We start from the raw sequence: 20,641 nt of genomic DNA on the forward strand, positions 1-20,641 counted from the left end.
CCTCGGTGCGGGGCTCACGGGTGACGAGGCCGGCGAACGCCCACACCTCACGGTGGTGATCCGGGAACGAGACCTACGCGAGCACGGCGTGCACATTCGGTCGGAAGACGGTGCAACCGCGGAACCCAGAGACAGAGACAGCGCCAGCGGCAGAGACGGCGGCATACGTGTGCCCTGGACACCGTGGGGCGGAACCCTGTCGATCGCCGCTGCCCGGAAGACCGCGTGCGACTCCGACGTCACCCCGGTCGTCGTCGACGACGCGGGTGTGCCGCTCGCGATGGGCCGCACCACCCGCCTGGTCACACAGTCACAGCGCCGAGCGCTGCGGGTGCGCGATCGTGGCTGCGCCTTCCCGGGGTGCGGGGCACCGACCGGGTGGACCGAAGCACACCTCATCGTGCCGTGGATCGACGGCGGACCCACCGACCTCGACAACCTGGGCCTGCTCTGCACGCACCATCACCGGTTCGTGCACCACAGCGGCTGGACCGTCCACATCCACGACGACGACCACATGCCCTGGTTCACGCCACCACCCACACCACACGGGCCGAGCGAACCACTCCCGGCACACCGCAATTCGATACCGCTACTCGCGTGAGGTGGGCACATGCGCGCGTCACCGTGCCGGCATGCCCGAAACGCCACGGGCAGTTCGGCGCGCTTCTACTCTGGTGGCGACGATGCCGCGAGACGACAATGCACCAGGACTTCGAGAGGTGGCGATCATGGCCTTGCGACGAACTGTGGCCGGTGTGGCAGCACTTGGGGGCGCAGTCGCCGTCCTCGGCCTGGCCGCGCCCGCGGCCGCGTCGGCGAATCCTCAGTTGTGCAGCGCGTTCGGTCCGGGCGCCGACGAAGAGAAGATCGACGGCGGGGCCATCTGCCACACCCGCACCGAAGACCACAGTGGCGCGTACGCCGGGTCGGCCGGCGGGACCGCCTACTCGCTCCCTGCCGGCAACGGCACATTCGGCACCGCGTGGACCGTCGACGACCGCACCGATCCGAATCAGGTCCAGGCCGGCGTCATCCCCAACGACGGTTCGAACGTGCACGCCGTCGCGGTCGGGGCGCCGGGCCCACACCCTGCGGATTCGACTGCCTACATCGCAGGCAGCGGCGTACGCGTCGACGGTGTCGCCGTCGCCGGCCCACACAGCGAGGCCAACCTGCGGATCGGGGAGGCGACGCCCGCTGAGTGCACAGGTTTCGCCGTCGTGCTCTCGACCATCGGATCCTGCGTCAGTGCCGCCTGGTAGTTCCCCGAGGGCTACGCAGCGACGGTGTCGAGGGTCGTCACCACGCCGTCGACGACACGATGCACCGAGTCCATGCGGTGCAGATGGCGACGATCGTGCGTCACCAGCAGCGTCGCGGCGTCGTGCTCGCGTGCGACCTCGAGGATGAGGTCCATGATCGCGGCGCCACGCTCCTGATCGAGAGCGCTCGTCGGCTCGTCGATCACGAGCAGTGTGGGGTCGTTCATCAATGCGCGCGCGAGGTTGACCCGCTGCCGCTGGCCACCGGACAGTTGCCCGGTGCGTTTACCGGCATGGTCGGCGAGTCCCACGGCGTCGAGCAGCGCAGCTGCTCGTTCACGCGTGCGGCGCCGCGCGACCCTCGACACCGCGAATCGCTGCCCGAGGTGGGTCATCACCTCGAGCTGTTCGAGGGCGGTCAACGACGACACCATGTTGGACTGCTGGAACACGATCCCGATGTGCTCGCGGCGCACACGTGACGCGTCGCGGCGCGACAGTCGCGCCAGGTCGACGGCACCGGCAGCGGCGGTGTCGAACAGCACCTCGCCGCGATCGGGCCGTGCGAGTGTCGCCGCGACGGCGAGGAGGGTCGACTTGCCGGAGCCCGACGGGCCGGTGATCGCGGCGATCTCGCCGCGGCCGACGGTGAGGTCGACGTCGTCGAGCGCGGTGACGCGGTTCTGGCCGTCGGGATACGTGAGGGTGACTCCCCGCATCGTGAGAGCGGGCCGGAAGCGAGTGGTGGGCACGGTATTTCCTTTCGCAGATCAGCGGTTGAGGGCGGCGAGCGGATCGGTGGTGACGAGGAATCGCAGCGCGAGCGCGGCGCCGACGAGGCCGAGTCCGATCAGTCCCGCAGCAGGCGCCACCGTGGTCGACGCGTCGAGCACGAACGGCAACCCGTCGCCGAGCAGTGTCGCCGCGAGGGTCGTGATGCCGAGCCCGACGGCCACGCCCGCGACGAGAACCACCAGTGCCTGCCCGAGTGCGTCACGCACGAGGGAGCTCGTGGTGGCCCCGAGGGCCTTGAGGGTGGCGATGTCGGGCGTGCGCTGGATGGTCCACACCGTGAAGAAAGCGCCGATCACGAGTGCGGAGATCGCGAACAGCATGACGGTCATGAGCGTGAGGGACGTGTTCTCGGCCTGATGCGAACTGAGCGCCGAGAACGAGTCGTCCGCCGTCACCGTGACCGTTCCCGTGGCGGCATCCACCGCACCGGCATCGGTCACGCCGGACACGGCGAGCACGGTCGCGGCGCCGCCGCGGGGCTCGAGCTCGCGCCAGTCGGCGAGCGTCGTCCACACGACGGGACTGTGTCCGTACCAGCCGTCGCCGCGCACGTCGGCGACCGTGAATCGGGAGTCGCCGAGTGCGACGGTCTGCCCGGCACTCGCACCGGTGGCCGACGCGGCGGCGTCGGACAACACGACCGTGCCCGGGCGGGTGGGGGTCTGGTCGCCGAACGCGCGGTCGGCGCCGATCACCGCGACGGTCGACTGCGCGCCGCCGTCGCCGACTCCGGGCGTCCCGATCCTGCCGCGTGCGATGCCCACCGGATCGATCTCCACTGTCTCGCCCTCGGCTGTGTCTCCCTCGACCGCGCTGCGTTGCCACGCAGTGATCTGCTCGTCGGTGAGCGACGACTCGTCGAAGGAGGGCCCGGAGCCGGTGTCGGCGAACACGACCGAGTCGGCATCGAGCATCTCGAGTGCCGAGATGTTCTGATGCCGCAGCCCTGCCGTGAGCCCGCTGAGGAAGCTCACGAGCACTGCCACGAGCACGACGACGACGGAGATCAGCGCGAACCGGCCGCGCGCGGCGCGCAGATCTCTGAGTGCGACGAACACGAAAGCACGTCCTTTCCGGTAAAGGCCCGCCCGGTGCGGGTCACATGCTCTACTTTGGCCGTGTGAGCAGGGCTTTTCATCGGACGTCGGGTGCGCTTTCCGGCGTCCCGACGGACGAGTCGCCGCTCCACCTTTCGATGGATGCGGGCGGGCGACGTCCGGATAACCTGGAGAGGATGCACAACAGCTTCACGTCCGTGTTCGCGGGGATTCGCGCGAGTCTGCACGTTCTCGTCGTCGCGCTCACCGCGGTGGTGTTCGTGCGTGCGCTGCTGCAGGATCCGCCGCACGCCGTGTGGGTGTGTGTTTTGTGTGTGGTGTTCTTCCTCGTGTACGCGGCGGGCGTGGCGCTCGGTGCACGAGGTGGCCGGCTGTGGGTGTGGCTCACCGTGCTCACGCTCGTGTGGTTCGCGCTGGTCGCGCTCGCACCCGACGCCGCGTACATCGTGTTCGGGCTGTTCTTCCTGTATCTCCACCTGCTGCGCCCGCCATGGGGTGTGCTCGCGGTCGTCGCATCGACGGCTGTCGCGATCGCGGGCACTGCTGCACACAACGGGCTCTCCGCCGCGGTCGTCATCGGTCCGGTGATCGGCGCGTGTGTCGCGGTCGCGATCGCGTACGGCTATCGCGCACTGTTCCGTGAGGCCGCCGAGCGGCAACGCCTGATCGACGAATTGGTGCGCACGCGAGCCGAACTCGCGGCGCAGGAGAGACGGGCGGGCACTCTCGCCGAACGCGAACGACTTGCCGCCGAGATCCACGACACCGTCGCGCAAGGCCTGTCGAGTATTCAGATGCTGTTGCACTCTGTCGAGCGCGCCGCACCCGACCACCCCGCGCTCGACCGGATCCACCTTGCGCGCGAGGCTGCTTCGGAGTCGCTCGCCGAAACCCGCCAGCTCATCGCGGGACTCACGCCTGCGGCGCTCGAGGGCAAGACGCTGGCCGACGCGCTCACCCGCATGTGCGACCGCGCAGCCGACGACAGCCTGCACACCGAGATGGTGACCGAAGGCGATCCAGTACGACTCCCGATGCGACTCGAGGCCGCGTTCGTGCGCATCGCGCAGAGCGCGGTGTCGAATGTCGTGCGGCACGCGCACGCGTCGCGCATGCGGGTCACGCTCACCTATTCGGCCGATACCGTGAGTCTCGACGTCGTCGACGACGGCGTCGGATTCGACCCGGAAAGCATGAACGCCCACACCGGCGAGAACGCCGGTACCGAGGCCCCCTCGTACGGGCTCGGCGCGATGCTCAGGCGCGTCGAAGCGCAGGGCGGCACGATGAGCATCGAGTCGGAGCCGGGCCTCACCGCGATCGCGGTGTCGTTCCCGCTCGACGGAACCGCTCAGGACGCTACCGGGCCCGACTCCATCGGGCAGGAGGCATGGTGATCCGCCTGTTGCTCGCCGACGATCACGCGATCGTGCGCGCGGGGCTGCGCGCGCTGCTCGACACCGAGCACTCCGGCGCCGGCGCCGGCGACATCGAGGTGATCGGCGAGGCCGCGTCAGCCGAAGAGGCAATCGCTTTCTGTAGCCGCACGCCGACGGATCTCGTGTTGATGGACTTGCGTTTCGGCCCGGGCATGTCGGGCGTCGACGCGACGGCGGCGGTGCGCGCACTGCCGTCGCCGCCGCAGGTGCTCGTCGTCACCAATTACGACACCGACGCCGACATCCTCAGCGCGATCGAGGCGGGTGCGGCGGGCTACCTGCTCAAGGACACGCCGCCCGGCGAGTTGCTCGCGGCCGTGCGCGCGGCCGCGCGAGGCGAGAGCGTCCTGTCGCCCGCGGTCGCGTCGAAACTCATGACGCGGGTGCGCGCGCCGCACACCGCGCTGACCCCGCGCGAGACGGAGGTGCTGCGGCTCGTCGCCGACGGGCGCTCGAACCGCGAGATCGGCAAGGAACTGTTCCTGTCCGAGACGACCGTGAAATCCCACCTGGTGCACATCTACGGCAAGCTCGGTGTGAACTCGCGGACCCGGGCCGTGGCGCGGGCCCGCGACACAGGCGTCCTCTGAACTGTGAGCACTTTGCGAGTCCAGGTGCGCTTGTTTCACGCACAGGGGTTACGGGCGGCCCAGTTGCTCGACGACCCATTCGGCGGCGTCCGGACTCGAGCGCAGACTCGAGTGATCCACGGCAGGCGAACCCGGATACGCCTGCTCGAAAAGTGTGTTGGTGACGCCTGGTTCGTCCAGGAAGGAACACGTCGGCGCCGGCGTCGCGAGCTCGTCCTCCTCGGTCGCGAGGATCGAGTACGCGACGCCGGGCTGCGCCACGGGCCCGGTGCCGAAGATCTCCTCGTAGACCGGCGAGCCCGGCACGAGCTGCATCGCAACGGCCAGGTCCGGTGAGAGATGCCCGAGCAGCGGGGGCAGGAACGGCGCCGTCCGCAGAACCTCGACCGGAGTCACCGGCGGATCGGAAATGCCGAACTCGCCGAGGAATCCGACGCCGTCGCAGTCGCGCCCCTCGGGCGCCAGGAACACGGCGTGCCCCACAGTGTCCGCCCCGCCGAGCTTCTTCAGGTAGTAGTTCGACACCACGGTGCCCGCGGAGTGCGCGACGAGGTCCACCGTCTCGGCGCCGGTACTCGCGCGCACCGTCGCCACGAACTCGGCGACCTGCGCGGCCTCGTCCGGGATGGCGCCCGCCCATCTCTTGCCGTCGACGACGCCACCCTGGAAGACCAGCGCGCAGTATCCGGTGTCACGGAGCGCGGCGACCATCGTCGACCACTGCGCGTCCGTCTCGGTCACGGTCCCGTCCGCGCCCGGCAGGACGACCACCGGCCTCGACCCGGACGCACACTCGACCGGTGGGGCGATCCCCTCACCCGCCGGTAGCGCGGGTGCGTCGACCGACCCGGAACCCGGCGCCGCGGATGCCGCGGCCGGCCACAGCGCCACCGCAGTCACGAGCGCACCCACCACACCGATATGCCGTAACCCCATGCCGAAACCCTCCCACTCACGTGAGCACTTTGCGAGTCCAGGTGCGCTTGTTTCACTCACAGGGGGTGGTGCGGTCGGCCCACACGTCGAGCAGTTCGCGGTCGTGACTGACGACGAGTACGCCGACGCCGCGCTCGGCCTCGGCACGCAACACCGCGACGGTTGCGGCGGTGGTCACCGGATCGAGCGATGCCGTCGGTTCGTCACAGACCAGGTACGACGGCTGTTGCGCGAGAGCGCGGGCGAGCGTGCACCGCTGCAACTGGCCGTCGCTCACTTCGTGCGGGCGCCGGTTCAGCAGGTCGGGGGTGATGCCGACGCGTTCGGCCAACTCGTCGACGACCTTGTCGCGGTGCGCCGCGCGACGGATGTCCAGGGGCTCGGCGATTGCTCGCCGCAACGTCATTCGCGGCGACACCGCGAGCCGCGACGACTGCTGCAGCAGTGCGACGCGCCCGCGCAACGCGCGCGGCAGCCGTTCCCGCACGCCCGTCGCGACGACGCCGTCGACGCTGACCGTGCCCGAATCGGGTGCGAGCAGCAGCGCTGCGATCCGCGCGGCCGTCGTCTTGCCGACTCCCGACGGCCCGGTGAGCCCCACGGTTTCCCCCGGGTGCACCTCGAGGGAGAAACCGGTGAGCACCGGCGCCGCGTAGGCGAACGACACGTCCGCGAGCGACAGGGTCACGATGCGTCCGTCCTCGTGCGGACCGTGCGCGTACCGACCGTCACGAGGTGCGTCGGGCCGCCGGAGAATCGCGTGCCGGGCCTGCGCAGGTGGTACGGGCACTCGTCGTCGCCGTCGGTGAGCTCGGGCGGCGAGCCCGGGATCGCAACGAGACCGCCACTCGGCAACGCACGCAGCAGGTCCCGCGTCCAGTCGTGCCACGGGTCGTCGAACACGTCGGCGGCCGGACCGCTTTCCACGACACGACCCGCATACATCACGGTGACGTCGTCATACGTGCGGACGCGACCGAGGTCGTGCGCCACGAGTAGCACCGCGGCACCGCGATCGGCTGCCGATTTCAGTAGCGCGAGAACGTGGTCCGCCCGCGTGCCGTCGAGGTGGGACGTCGGTTCGTCGGCGACGATCACGTCGGGCTCGGTCGCGAGCGCGAACCCGACGGCGAGCCGCTGCGCCATTCCCCCGGACAGCTCGTGTGGATACCGCGCTGCGACGGACGGCTCGAGGTCCACCAGCGCCAGTATGTCGTCGACGGCGTGGGCACAGCGGTGCCGTCGCAACAACTCGTTCAGCTGGGACCGCACCGTACGGACCGGCGTGAACGACGTCGCGGCCGACTGCGGAACCAGCGCGACGCGGGCACCGCGCACCCGCCGCAGCGTGCGCTCGCGCGCGCCCACGAGTTCGACACCGTCGGCGAGCGTCACGGAGCCGGTGACGGTCGCCGACCGGGGCAGCATGCCGCACAGTGCGGCTCCGACGGTGGATTTGCCGCAACCGGATTCGCCGACGAGGGCGTGCATACGTCCGGCTTCGAGAGTGAGGGCGACACCCGTCACGGCGTGCACTGCGCGATCGCCCACCGGAATCCGCACGGTCAGGTCCCGTACGGTAACCGCGTTCATCGCGGCACCCGCACCGGAGTCGGTGAAATACGTTCGCGCAGTGCGGCACCGAGACCGGACACGGCGAGGGTGACCGCCACGAGCGCCGCCGCCGGGAACACCAGCGTCCACCATCCGCCGATGAGCAGGGACGAGCGTGCCTCGTCGAGCAGGGTTCCGAGCGACGGCCGATGCGGGGCGAGGCCGAGACCCAGGAAGGACAACGTGGATTCGTGCCACACCGCGTGCGGGAGCAGCATCACCACCGCAAGCAGCGCCTGCCCCGACGCCGCGGGAAGGTAGTGTCTGCGCACGACGTCGCGCGTCGACGCACCCGCGAGATAGGCCGCGTCGACGTAGTCGCGGCCGCGCACGGTGAGCACCTCGGCACGCACGATGCGGGCGACCTGCGCCCAGTGGGTCAGCGTGATCGACGCGATCAGTGCCGTCACATTGCCGGGGAACAGCGCCACCACCACGATGCCCAGCAGCAGGTGAGGCAACGCTCCGACGCCGTCGACCACTCGCATCACGACGCGATCGGTCCAGCCACCCTTCGTCGCCGCGACGACGCCGACCGCGGTGCCGACGAGAGTCGACAGGACGGCACACACGGCGGCGATCACGAGCGACATCCGCAGCCCCGAGGCGACACGCACGAACAGGTCGCGGCCCGCAGCATCGGTGCCGAACCAGTGCTCCCAGCCGGGCGCCTGGCGCGCCGCCGCGAAGTCGGTGAGCCGGTCGTCGACGCCTGCCGCCATCGGCACGAACAGCGCGTATCCGGCGACCGCCACGAGCACGACGAGAGAACACACCAGCCGCATCCGCATGTCACGCATCGGCCGCCACCCGCGGATCGAGCAACACGTACGCGATGTCGGCGAGCAGTGACGCGACAAGTACGACGGCCGTCGTACCGAGCGTGAGCGCCGCGAGGAGCGGGAAGTCGAGTTCGGTGGCCGACGTGACGAGCGCGCCCGCGATCCCGGGCCACGCGAACACCTCTTCGACGAGTGCGGCACCGACCACGAGCTCGGGCAGCCGCAGCGCGACGACCGTGACGAACGGAGCCGACGCGACGGGCACGACATGCCGCGTGAGGACCGTGCGTCGCGGCAATCCGCGCGCGACCGCACCTGCGACCGCATCGGATTCGACGGCCCCGCGCACCGACTGCCGCACCGCGAACAGCAGCCACGGCAGCTGAGACACCGCGAGCACACCCGCGGGGAGCACCACATGCCGGGCGACCTGACCGAACGAAGGGTCGCTCCCCGCGTCGGTCAGTCCGCCCGCCGGCAGCCACGTGAGCGACACCGCGAACACCGCGACCGCGACGAGCGACAGCACGAACGGCGGCGTGGCCTGCGCGAACGTGACGAGCGGCGTGACGATCCGATCGGCGACACCTCCCGACCGCGCACCCGTCCACACCCCGAGCACGAGCGCGAGTACCACCGACACCGTCAACGCGGTACCGGTGAGCAGCAGCGTCCAGGGCAGCCGCTCGCCGATCACCTGCGCGACGGGTTGCCCGAAACTGCGTGACGTACCGAGATCGCCGGTGACGACGTGCAGGAGCCACCGCGCGTACTGCCGCCACCACGGGTCGCCGAGGCCGAGTTCGCCTGCGATGCGTGCGCGGTCGGCATCGCTGGTGGTGACGTAGCGCGCGCCGAGATAGCCGGCGAGCGGATCGAACGGTGAGCGCGACGCGAGCGCGAACAGTCCGGCCGACACGATCGCGAGCAGCGGTACCGCGAACGCGCAGCGGCGCACCGCCATGTGCGCGATCGCCCGCCTCCGCGACGGTCGACGCCTGGGCTCGGCCGTGCGCGGAACGGCCCGATCGACGAGAGTCACGGCGCCCGGTGCCATGCGCGCAGGTTCCACCACGGTCCCCATCCGACGCCGTGGCTGTGCGGCTCGAGGACGGGAGTGCTCCCCTGCCAGTCGTTGTCGCGCTCGACGTAGGTGTGGTCGAGGAACACGAGCATGACGTAAGCCGGATCGTCGACGTACGCGGACTGCACGGCGCGATAGGCTTCCGCACGCTCGACCGGGTCCGTCGAACGGCGGCCGGTGTCGAGCGCTGCGTCGACGCGCGGGTTGGCGTACTCGGACGGATTGTCGTATGCGGTACCGACTTCCGGCTGTGCGTACTGCGAGTGCAGCGCGGGATAGAGCTGTGTGTCCGGGTCGTACGGCAGATCGCCGCCGCCGAGGAGCGCACTGTCTGTCGCGAGCAGGTCGGGCATCACCGCGCGATCTGCCGCGCGGAGGTCCACGCGCACACCGATCTTCGACAGGTCCGACGCGAATGCCTGTGACAGATCGCGACGTACCGTGTCTTCGGGGAAGTAGGCGATCGTGAAGGCCGCGGGGACACCGTCTTTCGTGCGCGTGCCGTCGCCGCTGCCGCGGCGCCAGCCTGCGTCGTCGAGGAGGCGCTCCGCGGCGCCGGGGTCGTGACCGAACACCGCGGACGGCTCGTACGCGTCGCCGTAGACATCGGGGACGGGCGTCGACGCCGCGCGGCCGTAGCCGGCGAGGACCCCGTCGACCATCGCGTCGCGGTCCACCGCGAGGTTGAGGGCGCGCCGAGCCGCCGGATCGCTGGTGAAGGGATTGCCCGGCGGCAGGCTCACGCCGCGCCAGTCGGCCGAGGTGTTCGACACGACGCGGTAACCTTGACGCTCCGCGAACGATTTCGCCAGCACCGGAGGAAGATTCGCGCCGTCGACCTCACCCGCTGCGACCCTTTGCGCGCGGGCATTGTCGTCGGCGGTGTAGACCACCGTGAGCGTCTTCACCTCGGGAACGCCGTCCCAGTAGTGCTCGTTGGCCTCGAAGACCGCGCGGTCGGGACGCAACGAGGCGAGCCGGTACGGTCCGGTGCCGACGGGCTCGTCGTTCAGCGTCGACTCCTCGGCGAGGCCTGGCGTGAGCCGCTCGGACGGCGCGATTCCGAGCAGGAGTTTCGTCGGCCACGCCGCGTACGGATAGCGCAGCCGGAATCTCACGGTGTGGGCATCGGGCGCCTCCACCGACTCGAGCATGTCGTAGCTCGTCGCGAGCGGCGACGCGGATGCGGGGTCGAGGATCGCGCGGTAGGTCGCGACGACATCGGCCGCGTCGAAGGTCGTGCCGTCGGTGAAGGTCGGGCCGTCACGCAGTGGCACGGTCCACTCGGTCGCGTCGGCATTCGCGTGAGGAAGCGACTGTGCGAGTGCGGGTTCGAGAGTCGAGATCCCGTCGCCCCCGACGAGCCGCACGAGGCCGTCGTAGATGCGGGAGTCGCCGGCCTCGCCGTGGCCCGCGACGGGGTTGTAGTTGCCGAGCTCGAAGCCGTCGGCGAGAACGAGCGCATCGGACGCCGCGCCGCTCGTGGGTGCCGAGCACGCCGCGGTCAGGACCGCGGCTGCGACGACCGCGCCCGTGAGTGAACGTTTCATGTGTCGCGGACCTTCGCCTCGAACCTGAGCGTGCGTGAACATATGTCCAACTGTGCAGGTGAGAAGGTAACACGCACCGGACGGCGCGTCGCGGCGAACGCGCTCGTCTACGATCGGCCCGCACGCACTGTTCACGAGAGGAGACCGCCGTGACGGTGTCACCGATAGACCCCGACCGCGCCGCACAAGCCGCGCACGCCCTCTCGGGCCCGGACATCGACGGCTGGGCACGACGATTCGAACTGCTGGCAGACCCCAACCGGCTGCGGATCCTGCACTGCCTGCACCACGTCGAGTCGATCTGCGTGAGCGATCTCGCGTACGCGGTGGAGATGACGCCCACCGCGTTGTCGCAAGCGCTGCGGCTCCTACGTCAGTCGGGTTGGGTCGCGGCCGAACGTGAAGGCCGCGTCATGCACTACCGACTCGTCGACGACACCGTGCACGCCCTGCTGCACACGATGGGCGCCCGGCACGGGGGCGGGCACACGCACTGACCCCCGTCCGGCCGGTCAGCGCCCCGGAAGGTACTTCAGCGCCTTGACGAACGGCGGCATGATCTTCGCCCACAACTTGGGCGACATACCGCGCGGCCCACCGAGATTGAGGATGCGCGTGGTCGCGATGGTCTGCGGCTCGGTGTACTTGAGCATGCCCTCGGCGCCGTGCCTGCGACCGACACCGGAGACACCCATACCTCCCATCGGTGCGCCCGTGCTGCCCCACGTGGGCGCGTAGCCCTCGTCGACGTTGACGGTGCCTGCGTGCACGCGTGCCGCGATGGCCTCGCCCTCGGCCTTGGTGCCCGCCCACACGCTCGCGTTCAGGCCGTACTCGGTGTCGTTGGCCTGCGCGATCGCCTCGTCGACGCTGTCGACCGGGTAGATCGACACGACCGGCCCGAAGGTCTCGTTGCGGTACAACTCGGCGTCCTTCGGGACGTCGGTGAGCAGCGTCGGCTCGTAGAACAGCGGCCCGAGGTCGGGACGTGCCTTGCCGCCCGCGACGACGGTCGCTCCCTTGACCACCGCGTCGTCGACATGCCCGGTGACCGTCTTGATCTGGTCCTCCGAGATGAGGCTGCCCATCTCGATGCCGAACTCGTAGCCGGGGCGCACCGACATCGCGCGGACGCGGTCGCCGAACAGCTTGGTGAACTCGGCGGCGACGGGCCGCTCGACGTAGATACGTTCGACCGAGATGCACAGCTGGCCCGAGTTCGAGTAGCACGCGCGCACCGCCGCCTCGGTGACCTCGCGCAGGTTCGCGCCCTTCGTCACGATCATCGGGTTCTTGCCGCCGAGCTCGGCGGAGAAGCCGATGAGACGGCGACCGGCCTGCTCGGCGAGCAGTGCGCCGGTGGCGGAAGAGCCGGTGAACATGAGGTAGTCGGTGTTCTCGACGAGCGCGGTGCCGACGACCGATCCGGGGCCGGGCACGACGGCGAACAGGTCGCGTGGCAGGCCCGCGCGGTACATGAGCTCGACGCAGGCGAGCGCGCAGTAGGGCGTCTGGCTGTCGGGCTTGAGGACGACGCCGTTGCCCGCGAGCAGTGCCGCGATCGCGTCGGACACCGCGAGCGTCATCGGGTAGTTCCACGGCGAGATGACGCCGACCACGCCCTTGGGCTGGTAGCGCACCTGCGTCTTGGTGAGCACGGGCAGCATGCCCTGCACGCGCTTCGTTTCGAGGGTCTTCTTGGCGGTGCGCGCGTAGTGGCGTGCCGTCATCGAGATGTCGAGCACTTCCTCCTGCGCCGACGCCCGCGACTTGCCGGTCTCGGCCTGCGCCATGTCCATCAGCTCGTTGCGGTGCGCGAGCACGAGATCGCGGTACCGGTGGAACACCGCGGCACGGTCGGCGACGGGCCGCTGCGCCCATTCCTTCTGCGCGACGCGCGCCCGCTCGACGGCGGCGATCGCGTCGTCGGCGGTGCCGACGGGGATGGTCGCGAGCTGCTTGCCCGTGAACACCTCGATCACGGGACGGGTGGGCCGCTGATCGGCGTCGGGGATGGCGACGAGCTTGGCGAGCCGGTCGAATGTCGCGGAGGACGGAGCAGGCATGTCGAACCCCTACTGGTTGGTAGTTCTTGCGGTTACACCTAACCTACCTGCTCGGTGGTCGTCGTCACACGGTGCCGTCGTTCCCCCTTCAGGTTACCGCGGAGACGGGGGCTTGCGGCAAGGCCCCGGTGATGCCGCAGACTCGTCGTCGAAAACGCCTTCACCTGCATAGATGTTGCGTCACCCGACGCGCGGCGGTGGGGCGAGCGGGGGTATGCGATGTTCGATGTGATCGTGGTCGGCGGCGGACCGACGGGCATGATGCTCGCGGCCGAACTGCGGCTTCGCGGTGTGTCCGTCGTCGTGCTCGAGAAGGAGACGACGCCGCCCCGCGAGGTGCGTGCGCTCGGTCTGCACGTGCGCAGCATCGAGATCATGGACCAACGCGGCCTGCTCGACCGCTTCCTCGCGCACGGCACGAGGCACCCATTGCGCAATCCGTACGCCGCGATGGACACGCCGGCGCCCGACAATCTCGACACCGCGCACGGCTACATCCTGGGCATTCCACAGCCGGTCACCGACCGTCTCCTCGCCGAGCATGCCCGCGAACTGGGCGCGGACATCCGGCGCGGCACGGAGGTGACCACACTGCATCAGGACGACTCGGGCGTGACGGTCTCACTCGCCGACGGAACGACACTGCATGCCTCCTACGCCGTCGGGTGCGACGGCGGACGCAGCACGGTGCGCAAGCTGCTCGGCGTCGAGTTTCCCGGCGAGCCTGCGAAAGTCGAGACGTTGCTGGGCGAGATGTCGGTGGGCGTCGGACCGGAGGCGGTCACCGAGGTGGTCACGGAGGTACGCAAGGCCGAGCGACGCTTCGGGTTGGGTCCGCTCGCGGACGGCGTGTACCGGGTCGTCGTGCCTGCCGAGGGCGTGCGCGAGGACCGCGACACCGCACCCACTCTCGACGAGTTCGCCCGACAGCTCCGGGCCGTGGCGGGTACGGACTTCGGAGTACATTCGCCGCGCTGGCTCTCCCGCTTCGGCGACGCGACACGACTGGCCGAGCGCTACCGCAACGGCCGGGTTCTCCTCGCGGGCGATGCCGCGCACATCCATCCACCGGTCGGCGGACAGGGCCTCAACCTCGGCATCCAGGACGCCTTCAATCTCGGCTGGAAGCTCGCCGCCACCGTACGCGGCGGCGCCCCGCACGGACTGCTCGACACGTACGAGGTGGAGCGTCGCCCGGTCGCCGCGTCGGTGCTCGACAACACCCGCGCGCAGATGCACCTGATGTCGCAGGATCCCGGCGCGCAGGCGGTACGTCGACTCGTATCGGAACTCGCGGAATTCGACGACGTGAACCGCCACCTCCTCGGGAAGATCACCGCGATCGACATCCGCTACGACCTCGGTGACGAGCATCCACTCGTCGGCCGACGCCTGCCGGACACGGCGCTCTCGCGCGGTCGCCTGTACGACCGGATGCACGACGGCCGGGGCCTCCTGCTCGACAGCACCGGCACGCTGTCGGTCGACGGCTGGCAAGACCGGGTCGATCACGTCGTCGACGGCAGCGACGAACTCGACGAGGCGGCCGTCCTGCTCCGCCCGGACGGTTACGTGGCATGGGTGGCCGGGTCGAGTGGATCGTTGGCGGACAGCCTGGCTCGCTGGTTCGGTGCCGCGGGGGCACTCACCGCATGACGTAACCGCCACCCACGGGACCGCCCTTGTGCGTGTTCTCGGCGTGCCTGGACTCGTAAAGTACTCACAAGGGGTTCGAGCATGGACGGGACTCCGCGCGTGGTTCCGGTCGGGTTCTACTGGACGGGAACGGCATTCGTCGTCGCGACGGCCGTCACCGCACCGAAGGTGGCGGCGCTGTCGGCGAACCCGAGCGTCGCACTGGCCGTCGACGGGGGCAACACTCCTGAACAGGCGCGGTCGCTTTCGGTACGCGGACACGCGAGCGTGGAGATCGTCGACGGCGTCGTACCCGAATACCTCGCCGCCGCTCGGCGCACCATGGACGAGGACGCGGCGGCCGAGTTCGAGCGGCAGTGCCGCGAGATGTACGACCGGCAGGCACGCATCGCGATCACGCCACGCTGGGTGCGCTACTACGACTTCGGTGCCGGCCGCATGCCCCGGTTCCTGCAAGAGCTTGCCGAGCGGCGACAACCGTAAACCACCCGGACTGTGCGCGTTTTCGGCGTACCTGGACTCGCAAAGTGCTCACGAGGGGTGGCTCGTATCCTGGCTGTATGACCCCGCGCCCACGCCCCAACGTCGTGCAGTACGTCGGCTACGTCATGGGCCGGCCGCTGCCAGCCGAGATGAAGGAATGGGTACGCAACGATCTCGTCGGCCCCGGCGCCGCCGTGCGTTATGTCGCGCGGTTCGTCGTGCCGGTCGCGCTCGTGCTGCTGTTGTTCCTGCTCATCCCGGGCCCGATCTGGATTCCGCTCGCGATGATGGCGCTGCTCATCATCCCGCTGATCTACTTCGCGATCGCACTGATGAACATCTACCGTCGGCACCGCCTCGCACAGCACGGCCTGGACCCGGCGCTCGTCGGCGAACGGGCCCGCGCCCGCAACGAGAGCGTGCGCGCCGACTACGAACGCCGCCACGGTCGCGGCTGAAACTCACGACGAGGACTCAGCCCACCAGACGCGTCCACGACTCCGGTTTGTCGCGCAGGTACTGCTCGAAGGTCTTGGGCTCGTGGCCGGTGAGCGCCGCGACGTCGCCGGTCACGGTGGACAGCTCCCCCGTGGCGACGGCCGCGTACGACGTGACCCACCCGTCGACCTCGAACCTCGGCGCACCGTAGGTCTCGCGCGACAGATACGCCTCGGCCGTCGTCTGGTCGACGTACCGAATGCGGCGCCCGGTGACCGTCGTGAGGGTCGCGGCCGCATCGTCGAGCGTGAATGCTTCGGGTCCGGTCAGCTCGAAAACTTGTTCGTCATAGACTTTCTCGCCCGCCGCGGTTGCGAGCAGGACGGCCGCGGCCGAGTCCATGACGTCCTCGGGCGCGACCGCGCTCACGCGTCCGTCGGCCGCAGGACCACGGATCACGCCGTCGTCCTCGACCATCGCGGGCAGCATCGACTGGTACCAGCTGTCGCGTAGGAAGGTGTACGCGAGTCCGGTCTCGCGGATCGCGACCTCGGTCCAGTAATGATCGCGCCCGAACGTGAAGGTGCACTCGGGCCCGGCCCCGAGGAAGGACAGGTAGACGATCCGCGAGACACCCGCATCCTGTGCGGCTGCGACGGCGGTCTCCTGATCGGCGCGACGACGCGCGTCCTCGCGCCCGGATACGAAGAACAGGGTCTCGGTGCCCGCGAGAGCCGACGCCATCGCGTCGGCGTCGCCGTACTCCGCACCAGCGACGCTCACCTCGGGGTACGGCGCGGCCAGCGAAGTGAGCCGCTCGGGTGAGCGGCCGACCAGCCGCACCGGGACCTCCGCCGCGATCCGGTCGAACACTCCGCGTCCGATGGTGCCGGTGGCACCCGTCACTGCAATGGTCATGCGAACGATCCTGCCAGCCACGCGGCGATAGTCTCGGGACTATGACTGAACCTGTTGCCACCGCCGACCTCGCCGACGAGATCGGCCCGGACATCCGCAGCTGCGACACGCAGTTCCTCCAGGTCGGTGGCCGCGAGTCGTTCGCGGGCCCGATCACCACGATCAAGTGCTTCCAGGACAACCTGCTGGTCAAGCAGACACTGAGCGAGCCGGGCAATGGCGGCGTCCTCGTCGTCGACGGCGACGCGAGCGTGCACACGGCCCTGGTGGGCGACATCATCGCCGGTCGCGGCGTCGACAACGGCTGGGCGGGTGTCATCGTCCACGGCGCGGTGCGCGACTCGGCGATCCTGAAGACCCTCGACATCGGCGTCAAGGCGCTCGGCACCAACCCCCGAAAGAGCACGCAGACGGGCTCGGGCGAGAAGAACGTTCCGGTCACCTTCGGTGGCATCACGTTCAACCCGGGCGAAACCCTCTACAGCGACGCCGACGGCATCGTCGTCCGCTGACCCACTCTCCCGCAGCACCTCCTCGCCGCCGCCCGGAAAGGACATCGATGCCCGATCTGCGCACCGCAGTACACGCGATGATGCCGCGCGCCGAGCGCGAACTCGCCGAACTCGTCGCGATGCGATCGGTCGCCGATCCGCGGCAGTATCCCGCGGCGGAGTGCGTGCGCGCCGCGGAATGGGTACGTGACGCGGTGCGCGGCACGGGGATCGACGCCGAACTCGTCGAGACCGTCGACGGATCGCATGCCGTCGTGGGCCACCGCCCCGGCCCCGACGGCGCCCCGACGGTACTGCTGTACTGCCACTACGACGTTCAGCCACCCGGCGACGAATCCCTGTGGCACACCCCGCCGTTCGAGCTGACCATAGGCGACGACGGCCGCTGGTACGGACGCGGCGCAGCGGACTGCAAGGGCAACACGCTCGTGCACCTGCTGGCGTTGCGCGCGTTGGGCGACCGGTGCCCGGTCGGCATCCGGTTCGTCGCGGAGGGTTCGGAGGAGCAGGGCACCGGCGGGCTGGACAACCTGGTCGAGAACCGGCCCGAGCTGTTCGACGCGGACATGATCCTCATCGCCGACACCGGCAACGCGGCCGTCGGGCAGCCCACGCTCACGACATCCCTCCGTGGCGCCGCGAACCTCGTCGTGCATGTCGAAACACTGTCCAGTGCAGTACATTCGGGCATGTTCGGCGGCGCCGCACCCGATGCACTCGCCGCGCTGATCGCTATGCTCGCGTCGCTGCGCGACGACGCGGGCAACACCGTCGTCGAGGGCATCGACACGCACCAGACCTGGGACGGCGTCGAGTATCCCGAGGATCGTTTCCGCACCGACGCAGGCGTGCTCGACGGTGTCGGTCGCGCGGGCAGCGGTTCCGTCGCGGACGCGGTGTGGGCGCGTCCCGCGGTCACGATCCTCGGCATCGACGCACCTCCGGTGGTGGGCTCGGCCGTCGCGGTGCAGCCGAAGGCGTCGGCACGACTCAACCTGCGCGTGCCGCCCGGTATGGACACTCTCGCGGTGCAGGACGCGCTCGTCGCCCATCTGGAACGCGCCACCCCGTTCGGCGCGAAGGTGACCTTCGAGCGCGAGCAGCCCGGCTCTCCGTTCCGCGCGGTGACCACCGGCCCCGGCTACCGGGCGCTCACATCGGCTCTGCGCGACGCGTACGGGCGCGACGTCGGGTCGATCGGCCAGGGCGGGTCGATCCCCCTGTGCAACACCTTCGCCACGACCTTCCCGGACGCGGAGATCGCACTGTTCGGCGTCGAGGAGCCGAGGTGCCTCATCCACGCCGCGAACGAGAGCGTCGACCCGTCGGAGATCGAGAACCTCGCGGTCGCCGAGGCACTCTTCCTCCGCTCGTACGGCTCCTGACTGCTCCTCCGCTTGCCCCCGGCGACTTGCGGCGGGTCTACCGATGGCACCTTGATCCCTGGCGCAAGGCTGCAGCCGACCATCGGAATCCTGGACGGTACCGGGTGTGTGATTTATCCTGTGATCAGGAGGTGGATCGCAATGACCGCAGCGCACCCACGACCCGACCTCGCCGCCTACAACGACGCCGCCCGCATGACCCAACCGGAGCTGGTCACAGCACTTCGGGACCTGCTCGGGGCAAAGCTGGTCGCGTATCTCGGGAAGGTCAAGGAAACCAGGGCTGTCCGCCAATGGGCGGAAGGCACCCGCACCATCAACAACGAGACGGACGTCGAGCGCCTCCGCATTGCCTACCGCGCCGCCCGACTGATCGCAGAACGCGACACACCTGCCGTAGCCCAGGTCTGGTTTCAAGGCCTGAACCCGATCCTCGACGACCGTCCGCCTGCGCTGCTACTCCGCGAGGGCGACCTTCCCAATGTCGGACCCGAGGTTCTCGCCGCGGCTCGTCAGTTCGCGGCGGTCGGATGAACGCACCCAGCCAGGCACTGATCCCGACGCCACGCGGCGATGTCTGCTGCGTCTACCTCCGGGGCGCTGCCGCCTATCGCGTCGGCTACCCACCGAACTCATGGGAGTGGACACCGTGGGAGTTCGCCACCGACGGGCGCTTCACCGGCCGCTGGGATGACCCTGGCGGGGTGTGGCGCACCTTGTACGTCGGTGCGACCCGACTGTCCTGCTATCTCGAGGTCCTCGCCTACGCCCGTAAGAGCGAGGAACTGAGCGCCGCGCTCGACGAGATCGCCGCCGACGACGATGGCGCGTACCCCACCATCGCGCCGGGCCGAATCCCACGGTCGTGGATGTCGAACCGGGTCACCGGCAGCGGTGCCATCAGTGGATGGTTCGTAGTACCCGGTGCCGCCGAGTCGGTGGCCACCCTGCGGATCACCTTCAGACACAAAGCGATCCGGCACGGACTTTTCGACCTCGACACTGCCGCGATCCGAGACGGCCGACCGCGCGCACTCACACAGGCGATCTCCCGGTGGACCAACACCCTCACCGATCCAGACGGTGAGCCGGTCGCCGGCATCCAGTTCGAATCCCGTCACGGCGACGGCCTCGTGCTCTGGGCGCTGTACGAGCGCCCGGGCGACGGACCGATCAGCAAGAACGTGGTGGTCCTGGACTACGGACCGGTAGAACGGCACGATCCCGACCTGATCGAAGCGATGCGCCTGCACAACCTGATCTGGGCCGACGACTGATCACACGGTCGACCACTGGAGGCGAACTCCGCGCCCATCGCCAGCGTCCCGCGGGATGTGTCGTCCCGCCTGCCTGCGGGTAGTCCCTCGATACGGCAGCGCGCGTGGTCGCGCTCGCCTACAGCACGCCACCCGCACGCCAGGCCACCTGCGACCCGGCCCGACCGTGAGGACGACCGAACGATGCTCGACACCCCACCGCCCGAACAGTCCCGAGACTATGCCGACACGCAGTACACGGGCCGCAGCCTGATCGACACTGCGACCGGCGCGGTGATGGCCACGCGACATCTCGACCGGCGACGCGCGTTCGCCGAGATGGCAGGTGTGTCGCGCCGTCGCCACGTGTCGCTGATGGCTCTCGCGCGCGGCGTGCTCGCCGTGGTGAGCGACCGCGAACCGCCCGACCGAAACGCCGGGCAGGCCGCGACCGAACTACTCGATACGCAGCAACACGAGCGCCCGCTCGTGACGCGTTGAACGGAGCGTGCATGACACCGCAGGACGATCCCGTCGTCTGGCCCGATCCGAGCCCGCTCGCCGAATGGTGGGACGACGTCGTCGGCACGTCCCGCAGCGACGGCGATCGGACGTCGCGTCGCCCGTCCGCAACCAAGAAGTCGCGCTCGGCCACGTGACACCCCGCGCATCCACCTTGCGTTAATTACCCCCTGGGGTATATTCGAGGTATCCCCCGCCTTCCGTCGGGGCCGAGCACGGCTCGAAATATACCCCCCGGGGCATACCGGGATCACTCTCGTCACACAGGAGCAAGGCGATGCAGCAAGCGGGT

The 20,641-nt window shown here is 69.6% G+C and carries 24 protein-coding genes; 14 read left to right on the forward strand and 10 right to left on the reverse strand.

Features of this window, described 5'->3' with window-relative positions; translation table 11 throughout:
* The coding region (locus HCA44_RS20140) for an HNH endonuclease signature motif containing protein (protein WP_169651116.1) at positions 1-604 on the forward strand (604 nt) is incomplete at its 5' end.
* 154 nt (positions 605-758) lie between these two features.
* Positions 759-1,265 carry a hypothetical protein gene (locus HCA44_RS20145; protein WP_169651117.1) on the forward strand — a complete coding sequence of 169 codons (507 nt, stop codon included), beginning with the start codon at positions 759-761 and terminating at the stop codon, positions 1,263-1,265.
* Between the two features lie 11 nt (positions 1,266-1,276).
* On the opposite strand, the gene HCA44_RS20150 is transcribed toward HCA44_RS20145, so the two are convergent.
* Positions 1,277-1,984: an ABC transporter ATP-binding protein gene (locus HCA44_RS20150; protein WP_169651142.1), complete on the reverse strand. Its 708-nt coding sequence runs from the start codon at positions 1,982-1,984 to the stop codon at positions 1,277-1,279.
* Between the two features lie 51 nt (positions 1,985-2,035).
* A complete protein-coding gene (locus HCA44_RS20155; RefSeq protein ID WP_169651118.1) occupies positions 2,036-3,118 on the reverse strand; it encodes an ABC transporter permease in 1,083 nt (360 codons plus the stop codon).
* A 176-nt stretch (positions 3,119-3,294) separates the two neighbouring features.
* Here HCA44_RS20155 and HCA44_RS20160 point away from each other — a divergent pair, with 176 nt between their 5' ends.
* The gene (locus tag HCA44_RS20160) at positions 3,295-4,515 is read left to right on the forward strand and encodes a sensor histidine kinase (protein WP_169651119.1); all 1,221 of its coding nucleotides are present in this window, start codon (positions 3,295-3,297) and stop codon (positions 4,513-4,515) included.
* Positions 4,512-5,147: a response regulator transcription factor gene (locus HCA44_RS20165; RefSeq protein ID WP_169651143.1), complete on the forward strand. Its 636-nt coding sequence runs from the start codon at positions 4,512-4,514 to the stop codon at positions 5,145-5,147. Before HCA44_RS20160 ends, HCA44_RS20165 begins: the two co-directional genes overlap by 4 nt.
* 48 nt (positions 5,148-5,195) lie before the next feature.
* Here the strand turns inward: HCA44_RS20165 and HCA44_RS20170 are convergent, their stop codons facing one another.
* The 6 genes from HCA44_RS20170 to HCA44_RS20195 all read right to left on the reverse strand — a co-directional run bounded on the left by HCA44_RS20170 (position 5,196) and on the right by HCA44_RS20195 (position 11,113).
* Positions 5,196-6,083: a hypothetical protein gene (locus tag HCA44_RS20170; protein WP_169651120.1), complete on the reverse strand. Its 888-nt coding sequence runs from the start codon at positions 6,081-6,083 to the stop codon at positions 5,196-5,198.
* Between the two features lie 52 nt (positions 6,084-6,135).
* Entirely contained in the window at positions 6,136-6,771 is a 636-nt protein-coding gene (locus HCA44_RS20175; RefSeq protein ID WP_346764823.1) for an ATP-binding cassette domain-containing protein, read from the reverse strand.
* Positions 6,768-7,676, reverse strand: a complete 909-nt coding sequence (locus HCA44_RS20180) for an ABC transporter ATP-binding protein (protein ID WP_169651121.1) — start codon at positions 7,674-7,676, stop codon at positions 6,768-6,770. Before HCA44_RS20180 ends, HCA44_RS20175 begins: the two co-directional genes overlap by 4 nt.
* The gene (locus tag HCA44_RS20185; RefSeq protein ID WP_169651122.1) at positions 7,673-8,497 is read right to left on the reverse strand and encodes an ABC transporter permease; all 825 of its coding nucleotides are present in this window, start codon (positions 8,495-8,497) and stop codon (positions 7,673-7,675) included. Before HCA44_RS20185 ends, HCA44_RS20180 begins: the two co-directional genes overlap by 4 nt.
* Positions 8,490-9,443, reverse strand: a complete 954-nt coding sequence (locus HCA44_RS20190; protein WP_169651145.1) for an ABC transporter permease — start codon at positions 9,441-9,443, stop codon at positions 8,490-8,492. The genes HCA44_RS20185 and HCA44_RS20190 overlap by 8 nt, the downstream gene beginning before the upstream one ends.
* A gap of 74 nt (positions 9,444-9,517) precedes the next feature.
* A complete protein-coding gene (locus tag HCA44_RS20195) occupies positions 9,518-11,113 on the reverse strand; it encodes an ABC transporter substrate-binding protein (RefSeq protein WP_169651123.1) in 1,596 nt (531 codons plus the stop codon).
* A gap of 149 nt (positions 11,114-11,262) precedes the next feature.
* Here HCA44_RS20195 and HCA44_RS20200 point away from each other — a divergent pair, with 149 nt between their 5' ends.
* Positions 11,263-11,610: a metalloregulator ArsR/SmtB family transcription factor gene (locus HCA44_RS20200; protein ID WP_169651124.1), complete on the forward strand. Its 348-nt coding sequence runs from the start codon at positions 11,263-11,265 to the stop codon at positions 11,608-11,610.
* A 15-nt stretch (positions 11,611-11,625) separates the two neighbouring features.
* Here the strand turns inward: HCA44_RS20200 and HCA44_RS20205 are convergent, their stop codons facing one another.
* Positions 11,626-13,179, reverse strand: a complete 1,554-nt coding sequence (locus HCA44_RS20205; RefSeq protein WP_169651125.1) for a succinic semialdehyde dehydrogenase — start codon at positions 13,177-13,179, stop codon at positions 11,626-11,628.
* Between the two features lie 219 nt (positions 13,180-13,398).
* Between HCA44_RS20205 and rox the strand changes: the two genes are divergently transcribed.
* From rox to HCA44_RS20220, 3 genes are all read left to right on the forward strand, one after another.
* The gene (gene rox, locus HCA44_RS20210; RefSeq protein WP_169651126.1) at positions 13,399-14,835 is read left to right on the forward strand and encodes a rifampin monooxygenase; all 1,437 of its coding nucleotides are present in this window, start codon (positions 13,399-13,401) and stop codon (positions 14,833-14,835) included.
* A gap of 81 nt (positions 14,836-14,916) precedes the next feature.
* Complete coding sequence (locus tag HCA44_RS20215) at positions 14,917-15,318, forward strand: pyridoxamine 5'-phosphate oxidase family protein (RefSeq protein ID WP_169651127.1); 402 nt, start codon at positions 14,917-14,919, stop codon at positions 15,316-15,318.
* A gap of 77 nt (positions 15,319-15,395) precedes the next feature.
* Positions 15,396-15,776 carry a DUF5313 family protein gene (locus HCA44_RS20220; protein WP_169651128.1) on the forward strand — a complete coding sequence of 127 codons (381 nt, stop codon included), beginning with the start codon at positions 15,396-15,398 and terminating at the stop codon, positions 15,774-15,776.
* Positions 15,777-15,792: 16 nt separating this feature from the next.
* Here HCA44_RS20220 and HCA44_RS20225 read toward each other — a convergent pair whose 3' ends face one another.
* A complete protein-coding gene (locus HCA44_RS20225) occupies positions 15,793-16,674 on the reverse strand; it encodes an NAD(P)H-binding protein (RefSeq protein ID WP_169651129.1) in 882 nt (293 codons plus the stop codon).
* Between the two features lie 41 nt (positions 16,675-16,715).
* On the opposite strand from HCA44_RS20225, the gene rraA reads away from it, so the two are divergent.
* The 6 genes from rraA (at position 16,716) to HCA44_RS20255 (ending at position 20,486) form a co-directional block, all read left to right on the forward strand.
* On the forward strand, positions 16,716-17,186 hold the full coding sequence (rraA, locus tag HCA44_RS20230; RefSeq protein WP_169651130.1) for a ribonuclease E activity regulator RraA: 471 nt from the start codon (positions 16,716-16,718) through the stop codon (positions 17,184-17,186).
* Positions 17,187-17,233: 47 nt separating this feature from the next.
* On the forward strand, positions 17,234-18,571 hold the full coding sequence (locus HCA44_RS20235; RefSeq protein WP_169651131.1) for a dipeptidase: 1,338 nt from the start codon (positions 17,234-17,236) through the stop codon (positions 18,569-18,571).
* 141 nt (positions 18,572-18,712) lie between these two features.
* Positions 18,713-19,105 carry a hypothetical protein gene (locus tag HCA44_RS20240; protein WP_169651132.1) on the forward strand — a complete coding sequence of 131 codons (393 nt, stop codon included), beginning with the start codon at positions 18,713-18,715 and terminating at the stop codon, positions 19,103-19,105.
* Positions 19,102-19,848, forward strand: coding sequence for an RES domain-containing protein (locus HCA44_RS20245; RefSeq protein WP_169651133.1), 747 nt, complete (start codon positions 19,102-19,104; stop codon positions 19,846-19,848). Before HCA44_RS20240 ends, HCA44_RS20245 begins: the two co-directional genes overlap by 4 nt.
* Before the next feature lie 183 nt (positions 19,849-20,031).
* A complete protein-coding gene (locus HCA44_RS20250; protein ID WP_169651134.1) occupies positions 20,032-20,328 on the forward strand; it encodes an ANTAR domain-containing protein in 297 nt (98 codons plus the stop codon).
* An 11-nt stretch (positions 20,329-20,339) separates the two neighbouring features.
* On the forward strand, positions 20,340-20,486 hold the full coding sequence (locus HCA44_RS20255; RefSeq protein ID WP_169651135.1) for a hypothetical protein: 147 nt from the start codon (positions 20,340-20,342) through the stop codon (positions 20,484-20,486).
* Positions 20,487-20,641: the final 155 nt, after the last annotated feature.

It is taken from the genome of Rhodococcus sp. HNM0569 (genome assembly GCF_012726205.1).
In the GTDB taxonomy this organism is placed as follows: domain Bacteria; phylum Actinomycetota; class Actinomycetes; order Mycobacteriales; family Mycobacteriaceae; genus Rhodococcus_F.